We start from the raw sequence: 15588 nt of genomic DNA, 5'->3' as shown, positions 1-15588 counted from the left end.
GTAAGTGGTTTGAGTTAGTCTGAGTTTGGCAGGAGAACTCCTAAAAAAGGGAGTTCCCCGCCTTACTTTTTTAGGAAGGGAAATTATTAAAACATCTTGTATGGTAAATATGAATAGTAATTTGAAGTTGAGAAAAATATTGATAAACATGTCATTATGCCTTTTATTAGTTTCTGTTGCATGCAGTTCAACAAATTTAATGGCTCAAAATAATAAGAATGAAATAGCCAAAATTGAAAGTAAGGTTAAGGAAATTTATACTGCAATGGTGGTAAAAGACAAAGATGTACTGGAAGATTTGACTTTAGAAAAATTGAGCTATGGTCACTCTAACGGTAAGATTGAAAACAAATCTGAATACGTTGACGGGGTCTTGAATGGTTCATTTCAGTTTACTTCAATTACTCCTATAGATCAAACGATATCTATAGTTGACGACGTAGGTATCGTGCGCCATGTTTTTAATGGTGAGGGCATTAACAACGGTATGCCGGCCAAGGTGAACATTGGGTGTCTTTTAATATTTCAAAAGGGTAATGGTAATTGGAAATTATTGGCAAGACAGGCATTTAAACTATAATACTTTTACTTTTGGGAAAATTAAATATTTATTCAGTTTCGTTAGGCTTGGCTAGCCTTATATTTCTAGTTGTTATCGGTATGATAGTTACAGGGAAGATAGACAAAGCCGGACTTTTTATTCTTGGTTTCTTTGGTTTATTGGCATTTGGTTTCAATGGCTATGAAAAAATGAAAGGACTAATATTTACAACCATGATTTTTGCAGGGGTTACTGCTGCTTTATATTATCCTTCCTATTTTACCAATTTTGGAGATTTTAAATACACGGTTTTAATCATTCCATTGATACAAATTATCATGTTCGGGATGGGAACAACAATGAGCATCAAAGATTTTGGTGCTGTATTTCAATCGCCTAAGGGAGTTTTTATAGGAGTTTCTGCCCAATTGATAGTAATGCCTATAGTTGGTTATTGCTTGGCACAGTTAAGCAATTTCCCACCGGAAATTGCCGCTGGTATAGTCCTTATTGGTTGTTCGCCAAGTGGTGTGGCATCGAACGTTATGGCGTTTTTGGCAAAAGCCAATGTGGCCCTTTCCATAACTATAACCTCTATTGCTACGTTATTAGCGCCGTTCCTTACACCACTTATGATGAAAGTGTTTGCGGGAGAATTTATTGAGATTGATGTTTTGGCTATGATGTGGAGTATCATAAAAATGATAATTATACCTATCGGTGCGGGGCTTGTTTTTAATAAAATTTTTGGTAATAGTGTTAAGTGGTTGGATAAGGCTATGCCCTTAATTTCTATGCTTGCCATTGGACTAATTATTACAATTATTACGGCAGCTGGAAGGGATAGCCTGTTGGAAATAGGTGGAATTCTCATGCTTCTTGTACTTGTACATAACTTTTTCGGCTATTTATTGGGATACTGGTATGCAAAACTGTTTAAAATGTCTGAAGAAGACTCTAGGACTATTGCTATTGAAGTTGGTATGCAGAATGCGGGTCTGGCTTCTGGTATTGCCAACAGTCTTGGCAAAATAGCTACAATGGGCTTGGCACCTGCCGTTTTTGGACCTTTAATGAATATAACCGGTTCAATTATAGCTTCTTATTGGCATGGAAAACCTACAGAGAAAACTCCAGAACCTATTTCAGCCAATTAAAATCAGTAACAAAAACATATATAAACAAACATTTTAAAGTATGAAAAATTCAAGGAGATCTTTTATATCAAAATCACTAATGGCCGGTGCCGGATTGGGTATGGTTTCAAATACTTATGGTAGTGAATATGTAACGGCTATTGACAAAAACCCGAAACTTTCTGCCCCCTCGGACTTAAAGATTACAGATGTAAAATGTGGTTTTATTCGTCGCGGAAGCGGCCTGTTTGTAAAAATACACACCAACCAAGGAATCTATGGTTGCGGAGAGGGCGTAGATGCCGTTCCCGGTACTTACCATTTGGTCAAAAAAATGGGTTTTTTCTTAAAAGATCAAAGTCCGTTTAATGTCCATAAAATATTTGAAGATATTCGTCGTGCAGGTCATTTCGGTGGTGGGCAGTCGGGTACTTACGTCGCCGTTCTTTCGGCAATAGAAACTGCTTTATGGGATTTGGCGGGTAAAGCTTTGGACTTACCGGTTTATAAATTACTTGGAGGCAAATTTAGGGATAAGGTAAGGGTGTATTGTGATACCGCACTATACCGTGTTCGTTTCCCATCACCAGATGACTTTGCAACAGCGGCAAAAGATGCTATTAAAAACTGGGGTTTCAATGCACTTAAATTTGATTTAGATTATGCAAGCGATCCTGATAAGTATGATAGGTATAATTGGACAGCTAGTCCTGGCGAAATTATAAGAATGTATGATCAACTTGCTGCCGTTAGAGAAGCAGTCGGGCCAAAAATAGATTTATGTGTGGATATGCACGGACGCTATGATCATGTAACAGCCCAAACTATTGCAAAGAAAGTCGAGGATTTAAACCTTACTTGGTTAGAGGAGCCAATTCCTGCAGAAAATTTTGATGCCTTCAAAACGCTTGCAGAAGAAACAAGTACACCAATCTCGGCAGGTGAAAATGTATATTTAGGGCACGGTTTTAAACAGTTGTTGGATAATGGTGTAGATATAATAATGCCAGACCTCCAAAAATGTGGTGGTCTTGGAGAAGGTCAACGTATTGCCAACCTAGCGAACCTTTATTATGTTCCTTTTTCTCCACATATGGTTGCTTCGTTTTTAGGAGCAATGGCTTGTGCACATGTATGCGCCTCGGTACCTAATTTTCATTTAATGGAATGGCAATCCTATTTCCACACAGATCCAATGTTCAAGGAAATAGTTACGTATGATGAAGGAGATTGGGTTAAAGATAGTTTCGTTAAAGTTTCAGATAAACCGGGTATTGGAGTGGATATCAATGAGGATGCGATGAGAAAATACGCACCGGAAGGTATACCGTTTTTTGAATAATTGATAACAATTTAAATAGAGACAATTATGTTACGCAAAAAGTATTTGCCCCTAATGGTTCTTGTCGGTCTGGCAATCCAGGTTATGGGGCAACAGATCAGTAAGGAAGAACTTATTTTTTTAACTCCGCAATGGACGGGAGAGCGTTATGAAGACGGAAGGCCAAAAGTTTCCGATGATCTTTTAGAAAGGATGAAATCTGTAAGTGTTGAGGAGGCCTGGGCCGTGATGAAAAATGAAGGATACCGGTATCAAATTGCTGAAGATTGGAAATTGATTAATGCGGATAGCGTTTTGGTAGGTCGTGCCGTTACGGCAACATTTATGCCAGGCCGTCCAGATGTGTGGAAAGCCATAGATGACCGTGGAAAAGCAGCAGGAAAGCGTGGACAGAATACTTGGCCTGTAGATATTTTGGTGAAGGGCGATGTTTACGTGGCCGATCAATTTGGTGCTGATAAGGATGGGCCTACTATTGGAGATAATGTAGGTAATGCAATATTTGCTAAAACTGGTAATGGAATTGTATACGACGGAGCACTTAGAGATGTTGAAGGGTTGATGGAAATTGGAGGTTTCACTTCCTTCTATACCAGTTACGATGCATCACACCATAATCCTCCAGGAGACTTGAATACTATGCTGGTAGGTATTAATCAACCCACTAGAATTAGAACGGTAACTGTAATGCCTGGGGATGTTGTTTTAGGTAAAATGGGTGTAGTGACATTTATTCCACCACATTTGGCGGAGAAAGTGGCCACAACATCAGAAGTTGTTCGTTTGCGAGATATGTTCGGTCATCTTCGGATTAAGGAAGGTGTCTATACTGCAGGACAAATTGATACGCGTTGGGCCGAGGAAATTGAAAAGGATTTCAGCAAATGGCTTAACGAGCATATTGATGACCTTCCGGTATCCAAAGAACAAATTGAGGAAATATTAAAGAAAAGAACTTGGTAAAACAATTTTAGCTGGATGAGCTATTATTTTATTCATTACAATGATAAAAAATAAATGGTCTTATTTCTATCGATTAGTCCTTATCACGCTTGCTATAGCCAGTATAATGATTGGGTGCGAAACTGAAACGGAGAAGAGATTAGAACATACTACCTGGTCCCATTACGGTGGTAGCCCGGACCAATCAAAATTTTTTGAATCTCCTAGCATTACAAAGTCCAACGTGTCAGAAATGCAAATGCTGTGGAGCTATCCATCGGGTGATGATCGATTTTATTTTTTCAGCCCAATTATTGTGGACAGTACCATGTATGTATTGGGAAAGAATAGTTCCCTAATCGCTATTCATGCCAGGACTGGAGAAGAGCTTTGGATACACACAGATCTGCCAGGCATTACAAGAAGGGGAATCAACTATTGGGAAAGCGAAGACAAAAAAGACAAAAGACTACTATTTACCCTTAATAATTCCATTCAGGCAATAAATGCGGATACGGGAAAATCAATTTTAGATTTTGGAACAGAGGGATATGTTGACCTTAGGGAAGGATTGGATCGTGATCCTACATCGGTAACTAGAATACAATCCATGATGCCGGGGGTAATCTATGATGACCTTTTAATATTAGGTTCTGCACCTGGGGAAGCTTATTTTTCTCCTCCAGGTCATATAAGGGCTTACAATGTGGTAACGGGCACATTGGAATGGACCTTTCATACCATACCTCACCCCGGGGAATACGGCTATGATACTTGGCCCAAGGATGCTTATAAATATGTTGGCGGTGCCAATGTTTGGAGTGAAATTTCGGTAGATTCCGAACGTGGAATCGCTTATTTACCCATTGGATCGCCTACTTACGATTATTACGGCGCCGATCGGTTGGGAAGTAACCTGTTTGCTAATTCCCTAGTCGCCGTAAATGCCCGAACGGGCGAAAGAATTTGGCATTACCAAACCGTTCATCACGATCTTTGGGATTATGACCTTTCACCGGCGCCTCAATTATTAACCGTAGATAAGGATGGTAAGAAAGTGGACGCCGTGGCCATCGCTACCAAACATGGTTTTGTTTTTGTGTTCGACCGTGTAACCGGTGAATCATTATTTCCCATTGAGGAAAAACCATTTCCTAAAAGCCAAATGCCAGGGGAAGAATCTTGGCCAACACAGCCCATAACATCACTACCAAGTTTTACAAGACACGAGGTAACGAAAGAAAATTTGAATCCTTTCTTTTCGGATAGTCTCAGGCATGATTGGCTACAACGATTAGATTCTGCTAAAACCGGGTTGTATGTACCACCTTCAGACCAATATGAAACTATAATGATGCCAGGGGCTTTAGGGGGCGCAAATTATGGTAATACTGCGGCAGACCCCGAAAATGGGATAATGTACATTCAGACTCAAGAATATGCTTCCACCTATAGATTGAGTAAGGTAGAACCAATTAATAAAGAGCTTACGTTAAATGATGTGGATAAGGTAAAATCTTTGTATAGTTCTTCGTGCATATCCTGCCACGGTCCAAATATGGAGGGTGGGGCAGGCCCTTCCTTAAAAAACATTGGACATCACATGTTTTATTCTGAATTTAGGAATACGGTTATAAATGGAAAGGGGGTAATGCCTGGTTTAGTCCATGTAGATGAAGCTTCTTTAAAAGCCTTGTTCCAATTTCTGGGGGTGATCCAGAACGCAGGAATTTTAGACGCGGCAATGAGGAGGTAGCACCTGTAGATGGCCCTGTTGTAGCTTCGGGAGGGGTAATAATTCCGCCTGATGCACAACGTGGAGCTCCAATGGAGAAATATCCAGAAGGTGTTAAGCATCCAGAAGCCAGATACACTACGGATTATGGCTTGGATTGGCCTGGTCTTATAGACCCACCTTGGTCTTCAATTCTAGCTTATGACCTTAACAATGGAACTATAAAATGGAGAAGACCTATTGGAGTAGATTCACTATACGTGCAAGGTGATGAAAGCAAAGGAGCACCCAACGGAACGCAGCGAAAGGGAATGGTCATTACTTCTACTGGAATCGTATTTGTGACGGCTAAAGGTGGAAGGGTTTATGCTCTGGACAGCGAAGATGGAAGTGTGCTCTGGGAGACTACATTGAGCAATGAGACCAATGCCCAACCTAGCATGTTTACTTTGAATGGAAAGGAATATTTGGTAATTAATGCCACTTCCAATTTTAGAAAAGATAGTTATGACCATTCAAAGAAACCAGGAGCAATTGCCAAGGGATATGTGGTATATGGAATTCCGGATAAGAAGTAGTTTTTTTAGCAAGAGTTCCAAATTATAATTTTTGAATCGAACAAAATATTGTACACTATTATGAAACCAATCCTAATTTTTTTGTGCGGTCTAATGGGCAACATCTCCATTGCGCAAAACTTGAATGATAGGGTCGTCCACAATGACCCTTCTACATACCGTGAATTGAGTGGGGTACATGCCGGAGCCGGTAAAATGGGGTTTACACAGCTAATCGGAAGCAACGATATGGCCACTAATTTCTTGTATTTACACTCGGGTGTAATTCAGCCTAAATCGGGAATTGGCCATCATTTTCACCACACCATTGAAGAAATGTATGTTATTCTTAATGGGGAGGCAGAGTTTACCATTAATGGAAGAACATCGAAAATTAAAGGTCCAGCCTTGGTTCCTTGTAAGCTTGGTGATTCTCACGGAATTTATAATACTTCGGGTAAACCGCTTAGATGGTTAAATTTTGCTGTAAGTGAAGTTAAGGCACAGGGAGATGCTTTTGACTTGAATGATGATCTTGTTGGTTCTAAGACGGATGAAATTCCAACGTTTGTAGCCTCTAGATTGGATAAAAATCAACTAAAGCCAAATAACGTGGTTTACAAAGGACAAGGAGTTCTATTTAACCGTATTTTAAGACCGGATGTATTTCGAACAGATTGGCATCATGTGGACCATTTGGTTGTTCCTTCTGGCAGCAAAACTGAAAAGCGGCAATTAGAGGGTGTTGAAGAAGTGTACTATGTGATGAATGGAGGCGGTAATGTAACTGTGGGTTCAGAGTCGACCATAGTTAAAAAAGACGATTCCTTTTATGCAGGTTTAGGGGAAAAAATTTCATGGACCAGTACAGGTAACGATAATCTTGAAATTTTGGTCGTAGGCATTGCGGCATCAAATGATAGTGGATCTGCAATCGTTAAGCCTTTTGAGAAACCTAAGGCGATGACCTTGCAGATGGATTTTGTGGTGGATAAGGAAAATGCAGTTGCTTTTGAAAAAATGTATTATTCTATCTATGTGCCGGCCATGGTCGTGCAAGATGGATATCTTAACTCAAAATTACTTCGATTATTTAAGAATGATTTGGCGAAGGAAATTCAAGCGGAACCTACCACATTCAATTACCAGATACAGATATCTTTCGATACTGAAGAAAATCGTAGAAAGTGGGTAGCAAGTGAGCAACATCAGATTGCTTGGCCAGCTGCCTCAGGTCTAGCCAAAGAATTTAAGTGGCGGGGGTATGACGTTATGGGTGATGATGTTCGAAAACCATATAAATGACCATAGTAAATGTGATATGCCCGATGATTGATTTTTATATCGGTTTAAAGATGGTTTCATATTTTTAAGATTGATAATGATTACAGTCAATATTACTTATTAGGAAGAAGTTTCCTTAGTGAGGAAATAGCTTCGGATATAGTTTAAACAATTGAATAACTATTAAATGAATACATGGAAAAAAATCAGATAATCCCAGGAATGGCGAATGAAGGTACATGGATAGGAAGATGCCACATACCAAAAGAATTAGCCTATCGAAATATAGCTGGCCCACATGTAATCTGGGTACATATGGGAACGGTTTATGACCTATCTCACTATTTTAACTCTACAAGTGAACTAATTAATAGTCCTAATTATAAAAAGGTTTTAAATACAGAGGATTCCAAAATAACCGAAGTAGCAAAATTAGAGGAAATCCTGGATAATTCACTTTTTCAAAATAGAGATGAGAATAAACCTTATTTACTATCCCCAAACGATTCCCAAGCAATTAAGGCCTGCGGTGTAACTTTCATTAAAAGCCTGTTGGAACGTGTAATTGAGGAAAAGGCCAAAGGAGACCCTAGATTGGCAAAGCAGATACGTTGCGAAATTACCTCGACCATTGGTGAAGGTCTTCATAATGTTAGACCAGGATCTGAACATGCAATGAAGTTAAAGGAGGAATTGAAGAAGATGGGAATCTGGTCCCAATATTTAGAAGTGGGAATTGGTCCTGATGCTGAAGTCTTTACCAAGTCCCAACCATTTTCAGCTGTAGGCTTTGGTGCCGAAGTCGGCGTACATCATGATTCAAGTTGGAATAACCCTGAACCTGAAGTGGTCTTGGTAGTCACCAATAAAGGACAAATTGTGGGGGCAACTTTGGGTAATGACGTAAATTTAAGGGATTATGAGGGCAGAAGTGCCCTGCTCCTAGGAGAGGCAAAAGATCAGAACGGTTCTTGTGCCATAGGGCCTTTGTATAGAATGTTGGATGAGACGTTTTCGATGGAGGATTTAAAAACCGCTAAGGTATCTCTAAAAATAGCAGGAGAAGATGGATTTTTATTGGAGGACTCTAGTGATATGGGTGAAATAAGCAGATCACCGGAGGAACTTGTAAACCAAGTCTTGAGTGACAATCATCAATATCCAGATGGGTTTGTACTTTTCTGTGGTACTATGTTCGCACCAACCTTGGACAGGGGTGAAGAGGGAATGGGTTTCACCCATAAAATTAACGATGAAGTAGTTATTTCCTCTCCAAAACTAGGTAAATTAATTAATTGGGTGAATTTAACGAATCAAATTCCTAAATGGGAATTTGGTATAAATGCATTCGTGACTTACACCTTGGAACGCATGGGGGTAAAATAGGAGATACTTATGGTGTAAACATCCAAACCAATCAATTACGTAATTCCTAAGTCAATAACTAAAAAGCCCAACTCTATTTTTTATAAAAACATGAAGTTGGGCTTATTTATTACAGCAAAACGCCATTCATTTGAACTTGGAAGCATCCAAATTAAAAAATCGTACTGTGTTATTAAGGAGAATATCACGCTTTTAATCTACCGATAGATAATCCGCATTTTCGATTACACCAATGGAGGTTTCCAATAATTTCGGCCACTTCATCAAATCCGTTCCGGAAAGTATTTATTTAGAGATAATTTACGTAACCTTTCATATGGGTCGGAATCTCATAAATTTTATCATAACTGACGATGTAAAGCGTTTTCATATCCTCTCCACCAAAACCTAAGCTTACAGGAAATGAAGGAAGGTTGATTACACCTGTAAAGTTTCCTTGGTTATCAAATATCTGTACTCCTAAATAAGTGGCTACATAAATATTCCCCATGGTATCGATTGCCATACCGTCTGCACTAGAGGATTTGCCTTTACGATCAAGGACGTTGCCCGTTAAGCGTAATTCGGCAAATTTTCTTCCATTGAATATGGTACCATCATCGTTTACGTCATAAGCCCAAACAAAATTTTCCTTGGAGCTATTTATGGGATACCAAGTCTCATCATCATAACAATTATTGATGTAAAGCGTTTTGCCGTCCGGCGAGAGTAAAATTCCGTTAGGCATGGCAAATTCGTTGGGTTCTAATAACCGAATAACTTTTTTATCTGGTGATATGTAATATACCGACCTTCCAGGTTGAAATTTTTCAGTTTCCATAGTAAATTGCGGATCCGTAAAATAAATTCCACCTTTGCTATCGGTAATGATATCGTTTGGACCGTCTATAGGTTTTCCATTGTAGGAATCCGCAATGACCCGTACCACTACTCCAGAGGTGGTCATTTCAACAACGCGATGCCCTATCATATCACAGACTAGCAAATTCCCATTTTTATAGGGATATAGACCGTTCGCCTGCATTTTACCTTCAATAATATTTGTATATGTTCCGTCTGCTTCCATAGCTACAATAGTGCTTTTCTTTGGGTCGGCGTTCCAATTCTGGTCAAAGTACATATTGGAAAAATATAGTTTACCGTTCATCCATTTAGGACCTTCACTAAAGGTCAAATTCGGTTTTGTCTTTGCACCGTCGATTAGTAGTTTTAGTTGAGCATCTTTTGGAATTATTTGGTAATATTTCTCAAGTAACGCTTGCTGCTTCTTAATATAATCTTCACGTATAGGATTAAAAATTTCAAGTGCATCAAAGCCTGTATCACCTGCAATGTTAGCATGTACCATATTTCCGGGTACAAATGCAATATCTTTTGGTTCTAGATTTAGCTTTTTATCCACAACCGTTTTTGTTAGGCTTCCCCTTAACAAAAGAGTAATCTGTTCCTCTGGATGAATATGTGCTTGGGATTCAGCATTTGGATCTGCCGACACAAAACTGAGCTGCATATTTCCTGCGGAAACAAGTCTTGTAAATACACCTTTTTTAATTTGGGTTAACTGAATATCATAAAAGTCATAAACAGTATTGGGAACAATGGTAGCTTGTATGCTGGTGCTTCTTTCTTGAATTTCAGATGGTAAATCGGTAATACCTATTTTTTCTAAATAATCCAACCGAATAGGATTATAGACTTCCATGACCTTAGCTGCTTTGTCACCAACTGCAATTTCGCTATCGCTTCCTTTTTTCTGAAAAATAATATCCATCCGGGGAGTTCCGCTATGGGTGCCATCCGGTTCTTCACGGTTTTTGGAAATCATTTTGAGATTGTTATCCTTGCTTTTGAGATTAATAGTTCCTTCCATGACAATGAGAAATCTATCCGTGGTTAATTTTTCATTAGGTATCGTAATATTTGGCGCTAATTCTAATATGCTTACTAAATTTTCTTTCCCCCAGAAAATTTTTGCTGTGACACCATCATATAATTCCACATTATCCAAAAGTTGAAGGTTTTTAGCGGTACCCACATCTAAGTTGGGATTTATTCCTGTAGAAGGTTGGTTCGGCAGTTCCCTTACGTTGAGTCCATATTCCTTTATCAATTCGTTATTTCGTACTTCCCATTCTGGTCTGGAAGTAGTATTACAACTATAAATTGAAATTAAAATAAGTATTATGGAAACAGCTTTCAAATTATAAGAAATACGATTCATGTTCTTTTATTTTCTGTGATTACCTGTATTTAAAATGATTTTATTAAAAACACCTAAAAGTTGCGCCTATTACTTAAATAAAAGCTGCGCGAATTTGAAAATGTCATGGCGCCAAACGGGCCATGTGTGTCCACCGGGGTACTCACTGTAATCATACTTTACACCCATTTCATCAAATTTTTTCATCATTACCTTGCAATTATGGTAAGCTATGTCAGTCTCACCGCCCATTGATATGAAAAAATTGCTAAGGTTATTGTTAATTTTCTCTACATTCTCTTTCATATAGTCATATTGAGGTTTAGAAAGCTCGTCGTTATTAGCGAACCAACCCGAACTAAATACCCCTAAATGAGCAAATTTATCGGTATGGTGAACCCCTGCATGTAAGGTCTGTAGGCCTCCCATAGATAACCCGGCCAAGGCCCTGTTCTTGGCATCTGTCTTAACCCTATATTTGCTTTCTACAAACGGAATAGCTCCTTTTAAAAGTTCATTTTCAAATGCCACAAAGCCATCACTATTAAATCCTGAACTGGGTACGTTACCATCTAGCATGGCAATAATCATGGGTTTTGCTTTGTTAGCCGCAATAAGATTGTCCATTATAAAATTGGTCTTGCCTTGTTGCGCCCAACCTCGCTGGTCTTCGCCGCCCCCATGCAAAAGGTACAATACAGGATACGATTCTTTTGTCTTATCATAACCGGGTGGGGTGTACACATACATTTGGCGCCAAGACTGTGTAGCTTGTGAAAAATATTCGTTGACCCTTAAATCGCCATGAGGTACATTGGTCTTGGCGTAATAATCATCTCCTCTAAAAGGAATTTCAATGCCGCTGGCCATACGTCCCATACCATAAAACGATTCGCTTGCCGGGTCTGCCAAGGCAACACCATCTACGACCAACGAATAATAATGAAATCCTTCACCAATGGAGTCAGTGGTTACCGACCAATACCCTTCTTCGTCAAAGTCCATATCATACTTTTGGCCCAAATCAATCTGAACGGTCTTGGCATTTGGTGCCTTGGTCTTGAAAACGACCCTGCTATCGGGCAATATTTGAGGGTATTGCGACCTTCTGATATTTGTACTAGCAGGTGTGCCCAATACACTGTATTTATCAAATTTGTCTTTATCCACCGGTTTAAAAAGTAATTGTGAGAACATGTACAGATCGTTTTTCCATACTTCAAAGTCGTGCCCTCCCGGTTCTATATAAAAAACATGGGGCACTTGATTGTCTCTAAAATAATCGCTTGTTCTTTTACTGAAAGGCATAAGGTCGTCTTCGTCTCCGCAAGAAATCCAAAGCAGTTTTATTTGTTTTTTGGCCTTGGTAGGGTCTGTCAATAATTTCTCAGGAGCCATAGTATTGGGCGCAGAAGAAAATCCGCCTATCCAAGCAAATTTATCCAGGTTGGTAAGGCCAAAGTTCAATGTTTGACCACCGCCCATGGATAGGCCGGCCAAAGCCCTTTGCTCCCTATCCTTATAAACTTTAAAATTCTTTTCTACAAACGGAATAAGATCGTTTAGCAAATCCTTTTCAAAATTGGTAAAAGCCGCTATTTTATCGCCTGAGAAGATATTGCCTTCGGCCCTGTCGTTCTTCATTGCCCTGCCATTGGGCAGAATCACTATCATGGGCTCTAATTTACCTTCGGCATATAGATTGTCAAGTATAACTTGCGGCGTACCTTGGGTAAACCACTCTTTTTCATCTCCCCCGATACCATGAAGCAGATACAACACAGGATATCTTTTAGCTTTATTGAAACCTGGTGGGGTGTACACTAAAGCTTTTCTTGTGGTACCCACAGTTTTAGACTTATAAGTTATACTATCGATTTTTCCTTTTTTGATTTGTTCTTTTGGCACATCAAAACCTATTGGGGCGTGCTTGGTCATTACAGGGTCATTCGCCCTGTTTCTCATTAAATTAAGCACCTTGGTCGCATATCTTTTTCCTAAAATTCGGTATCCCTCAGCATTAAAATGAAGGTTGTCCTTAGCATCCGGAACACCTTTAGAGGATACAATATGGGCATTGGGTATGGTCCCTGGCAAGGTGGCAATAATAGCATTCATGCTTCCGCAAATCCCACCTTGATCGGCATGCACCACTTCACCCGCAAACAAAGGGGTTTCTTTGGCGTTCAAACCTAAATCTTTAATTAGGTTATCATAAACAACTTTCACCTTTTTGGGCCACAACGAATCACCTGTGTTTGATTCACCTTGATGCAACAAAATACCTTTGATTACACCATCTTTTTGAGCCACTTTGGCTATATCTACCAAGCGTTGATACGGATTGTTATCGTACTCTTTGGCCATGTTTTTTAACCAATCCGGGGCTGTAGACAGATATTCTTTGGTCTTATCTTTATCAAACAGTTCTATTTTACATCCGCCAACGGCGACATTGATTACCCCAATTGTTATGCTATCCGGTAATTTTTCGACCATTGCCCTACCAAAATAGTCGGTTGGCGTCAATCCGGTATTACAACGACTAAGGGGAGGCACTGCGGTGTACCATTTACCCATTTCTCTATTAAGGTCTGGACAGTCTACACACTGTAGCACTTTAAAACGTTCATTGACATTCACGGTGTCTTGTGCTTCAATTTTAGCGTTTCCTTCCATATTCGATTGACCAAAGCTTAAATATATATGGAAGTTGGAATTTTGGGAATACAATGAATTTACTACCAAAAAAAGGAAGGTATATAGCTGTAAGCGAATTAGTTTTTTCATATGGTTTTATTTATACTTATTTTTTTAAACAATTGTTGTAGGGAATTTGCTAAATATGGTTTGCAAATCATCTAAGAAAGGCCACCAGAAACTATAAAAGGCTTTACATTTTTTTTCTTTAAACATGGACAAATTTTCAGAGTTTGAATGAACAGAATAGTTACTTTTTATAAATGAAATTATAGCTATCAACATAATGTATGTGCTACCTAAAACAACTTGTAAACTTTTGGCTTTGGACGCATCTATCTGAAAATCGACACGATAATTGGGTAAAATTGTTGGGTGCTCATGTCCAGTAATGTTTGTTTTAGCTATTACGTCATTTTCTTCCGCAAAACCTTCAGAAGGAGCTATGAAATTAATTATGGCAGTTAAAACATATTTTTTCATTCTATATATTTAATTGGGCGTAATTATTTGATAATTTCCACTCAAGTGCATTAGACTAAATAGATAGAGCAATCCGTCATAATATGGGTCAAAATAACCATCTTCATAAGGTTCTAATTTAGCATTCCAAATGGCATCAATAAAGTCCTTACTGCCTTTATCGTTTTTTATTAGTGCTGTTGTTGCAGCGGTAGAAACTAGGCCAATAGAATGTCTAAGTTTTTTTTCTGGACCTGCTTGAAGTATAAAATCTGGTTTGGTACCATCTAAATTAAACTGGTCGTCATAAGTATCTAATCCTTTTGATCTTAAGAAATTTTGAAAACGGGTTGCATAGTCTTTTTTCCATTCTGCATCCTTACCTGTCCAAACATAATCCATAGCTATATTCATTGGAACACGCCAAGAATCGTAGCGAAAACCTGGTGGCATCCAACGTGTAGGGTGCGGTTTGCCACTAAATTCAGTATAGTCAGAATTAAGACCTGTTACTGGGTGTGTTGCTCTGTGTAAAAAAACGCGTGAGGTATCTGCACAAGCCATATAAAATTCTTCATGCCCATCTTTGGCATAAGCAGCCCATATTTCATAAAATGCTGGCAAATGATAAGAAGGGTCTGTCCAGTTATAATTATTGCCTTCTGGTACAAAAGTTATTTGTCTATGCTCTGTGTTGATGAGGTTGTATATATTACCCGTACCATCTTTACTCCACATGGCATCTAAAATTCGTTTGGCTTCTTTGTAATAATCAATGCCAGTTTTATTTCCCCATTTATTGGATGCAAATAACAAGCTTGTTACATAATAAAATTCGCCATCAGATGCAGAACCAGGTGAATTTTGCTTCATGGTTTCCGGGTTGAAACTCCATGCAAAATACCCCTCTCTTGGGCCACTTTGATGTTGCAAGTAAGATTTGGAAAAACGCCATAATTTGTCAAAAACATCTTTTTTATCCAACTGAACGGCAATCATCATACCATAAGACATGCCTTCGGTTCTAACATCTTTGTTTTTAATATCTGAAACATAGCCCATAGAATCCCCAACTTGAAAATACACACGATTTGGGCCTTCAAAAACATCATAATAGGCTTTTGACAATTTTTTATTAATGTCTTTCTTTTTATAGCCATACTCTTGGAAGAGATTTTTGTATTTCACATTTTTAAAGTTGTTGGAATTTTGGGCATTAGTTAAGTAAGCTACTAAAACCATAAAAACCAGTAAGGTACTTTTTCTCATAATTTTCAATTCTATAAGATTACCCATTTTATAA

Annotated in this window: 12 protein-coding genes; 8 read left to right on the top strand and 4 right to left on the bottom strand. The window is 38.7% G+C overall.

The features are described 5' to 3' along the window. The first annotated feature begins 148 nt into the window (after positions 1 to 148). The 8 genes from Q2T41_RS03230 to Q2T41_RS03195 all read left to right on the top strand — a co-directional run bounded on the left by Q2T41_RS03230 (position 149) and on the right by Q2T41_RS03195 (position 8923). Positions 149 to 580: a nuclear transport factor 2 family protein gene (locus tag Q2T41_RS03230; protein ID WP_304434931.1), complete on the top strand. Its 432-nt coding sequence runs from the start codon at positions 149 to 151 to the stop codon at positions 578 to 580. Between the two features lie 11 nt (positions 581 to 591). Beyond that, on the top strand, positions 592 to 1698 hold the full coding sequence (locus tag Q2T41_RS03225) for a bile acid:sodium symporter family protein (protein ID WP_304434930.1): 1107 nt from the start codon (positions 592 to 594) through the stop codon (positions 1696 to 1698). Positions 1699 to 1738: 40 nt separating this feature from the next. Continuing rightward, positions 1739 to 3019 (top strand): mandelate racemase/muconate lactonizing enzyme family protein, encoded by a 1281-nt coding sequence (locus Q2T41_RS03220; protein ID WP_304434929.1) that lies wholly within the window; start codon positions 1739 to 1741, stop codon positions 3017 to 3019. Positions 3020 to 3046: 27 nt separating this feature from the next. After that, positions 3047 to 3982, top strand: a complete 936-nt coding sequence (locus tag Q2T41_RS03215) for an RraA family protein (RefSeq protein WP_304434928.1) — start codon at positions 3047 to 3049, stop codon at positions 3980 to 3982. Between the two features lie 106 nt (positions 3983 to 4088). Further along, positions 4089 to 5717: a c-type cytochrome gene (locus tag Q2T41_RS03210; protein WP_304434927.1), complete on the top strand. Its 1629-nt coding sequence runs from the start codon at positions 4089 to 4091 to the stop codon at positions 5715 to 5717. 71 nt (positions 5718 to 5788) lie between these two features. After that, a complete protein-coding gene (locus Q2T41_RS03205) occupies positions 5789 to 6274 on the top strand; it encodes an outer membrane protein assembly factor BamB family protein (RefSeq protein ID WP_304434926.1) in 486 nt (161 codons plus the stop codon). 60 nt (positions 6275 to 6334) lie between these two features. Further along, the gene (locus tag Q2T41_RS03200) at positions 6335 to 7558 is read left to right on the top strand and encodes a cupin domain-containing protein (protein WP_304434925.1); all 1224 of its coding nucleotides are present in this window, start codon (positions 6335 to 6337) and stop codon (positions 7556 to 7558) included. A 174-nt stretch (positions 7559 to 7732) separates the two neighbouring features. Further along, positions 7733 to 8923: a fumarylacetoacetate hydrolase family protein gene (locus Q2T41_RS03195; protein ID WP_304434924.1), complete on the top strand. Its 1191-nt coding sequence runs from the start codon at positions 7733 to 7735 to the stop codon at positions 8921 to 8923. A 289-nt stretch (positions 8924 to 9212) separates the two neighbouring features. Here the strand turns inward: Q2T41_RS03195 and Q2T41_RS03190 are convergent, their stop codons facing one another. From Q2T41_RS03190 to Q2T41_RS03175, 4 genes are all read right to left on the bottom strand, one after another. Continuing rightward, a complete protein-coding gene (locus tag Q2T41_RS03190; RefSeq protein WP_304434923.1) occupies positions 9213 to 11144 on the bottom strand; it encodes an SMP-30/gluconolactonase/LRE family protein in 1932 nt (643 codons plus the stop codon). A 69-nt stretch (positions 11145 to 11213) separates the two neighbouring features. After that, positions 11214 to 13913, bottom strand: a complete 2700-nt coding sequence (locus tag Q2T41_RS03185; protein ID WP_304434922.1) for an alpha/beta hydrolase-fold protein — start codon at positions 13911 to 13913, stop codon at positions 11214 to 11216. Positions 13914 to 13937: 24 nt separating this feature from the next. After that, positions 13938 to 14306 carry a hypothetical protein gene (locus tag Q2T41_RS03180; protein WP_304434921.1) on the bottom strand — a complete coding sequence of 123 codons (369 nt, stop codon included), beginning with the start codon at positions 14304 to 14306 and terminating at the stop codon, positions 13938 to 13940. Between the two features lie 9 nt (positions 14307 to 14315). Further along, positions 14316 to 15581 (bottom strand): family 8 glycosyl hydrolase, encoded by a 1266-nt coding sequence (locus Q2T41_RS03175; protein WP_304434920.1) that lies wholly within the window; start codon positions 15579 to 15581, stop codon positions 14316 to 14318. Between the last annotated feature and the right edge of the window lie 7 nt (positions 15582 to 15588).

It is taken from the genome of Maribacter confluentis, from assembly GCF_030505015.1.
Taxonomy (GTDB): domain Bacteria; phylum Bacteroidota; class Bacteroidia; order Flavobacteriales; family Flavobacteriaceae; genus Maribacter; species Maribacter sedimenticola.
This window is presented reverse-complemented; position numbering and strand designations above follow the sequence as displayed.

Coding starts and splice junctions, on each gene's coding strand:
- Q2T41_RS03185 (WP_304434922.1), bottom strand. CDS start 13,913: ATGAAAAAACTAATTCGCTTACAGCTATATACCTTCCTTTTTTTGGTA.
- Q2T41_RS03195 (WP_304434924.1), top strand. CDS start 7,733: ATGGAAAAAAATCAGATAATCCCAGGAATGGCGAATGAAGGTACATGG.
- Q2T41_RS03215 (WP_304434928.1), top strand. CDS start 3,047: ATGTTACGCAAAAAGTATTTGCCCCTAATGGTTCTTGTCGGTCTGGCA.
- Q2T41_RS03190 (WP_304434923.1), bottom strand. CDS start 11,144: ATGAATCGTATTTCTTATAATTTGAAAGCTGTTTCCATAATACTTATT.
- Q2T41_RS03175 (WP_304434920.1), bottom strand. CDS start 15,581: ATGGGTAATCTTATAGAATTGAAAATTATGAGAAAAAGTACCTTACTG.
- Q2T41_RS03205 (WP_304434926.1), top strand. CDS start 5,789: ATGGAGAAATATCCAGAAGGTGTTAAGCATCCAGAAGCCAGATACACT.
- Q2T41_RS03210 (WP_304434927.1), top strand. CDS start 4,089: ATGATTGGGTGCGAAACTGAAACGGAGAAGAGATTAGAACATACTACC.
- Q2T41_RS03230 (WP_304434931.1), top strand. CDS start 149: ATGTCATTATGCCTTTTATTAGTTTCTGTTGCATGCAGTTCAACAAAT.
- Q2T41_RS03200 (WP_304434925.1), top strand. CDS start 6,335: ATGAAACCAATCCTAATTTTTTTGTGCGGTCTAATGGGCAACATCTCC.
- Q2T41_RS03220 (WP_304434929.1), top strand. CDS start 1,739: ATGAAAAATTCAAGGAGATCTTTTATATCAAAATCACTAATGGCCGGT.
- Q2T41_RS03180 (WP_304434921.1), bottom strand. CDS start 14,306: ATGAAAAAATATGTTTTAACTGCCATAATTAATTTCATAGCTCCTTCT.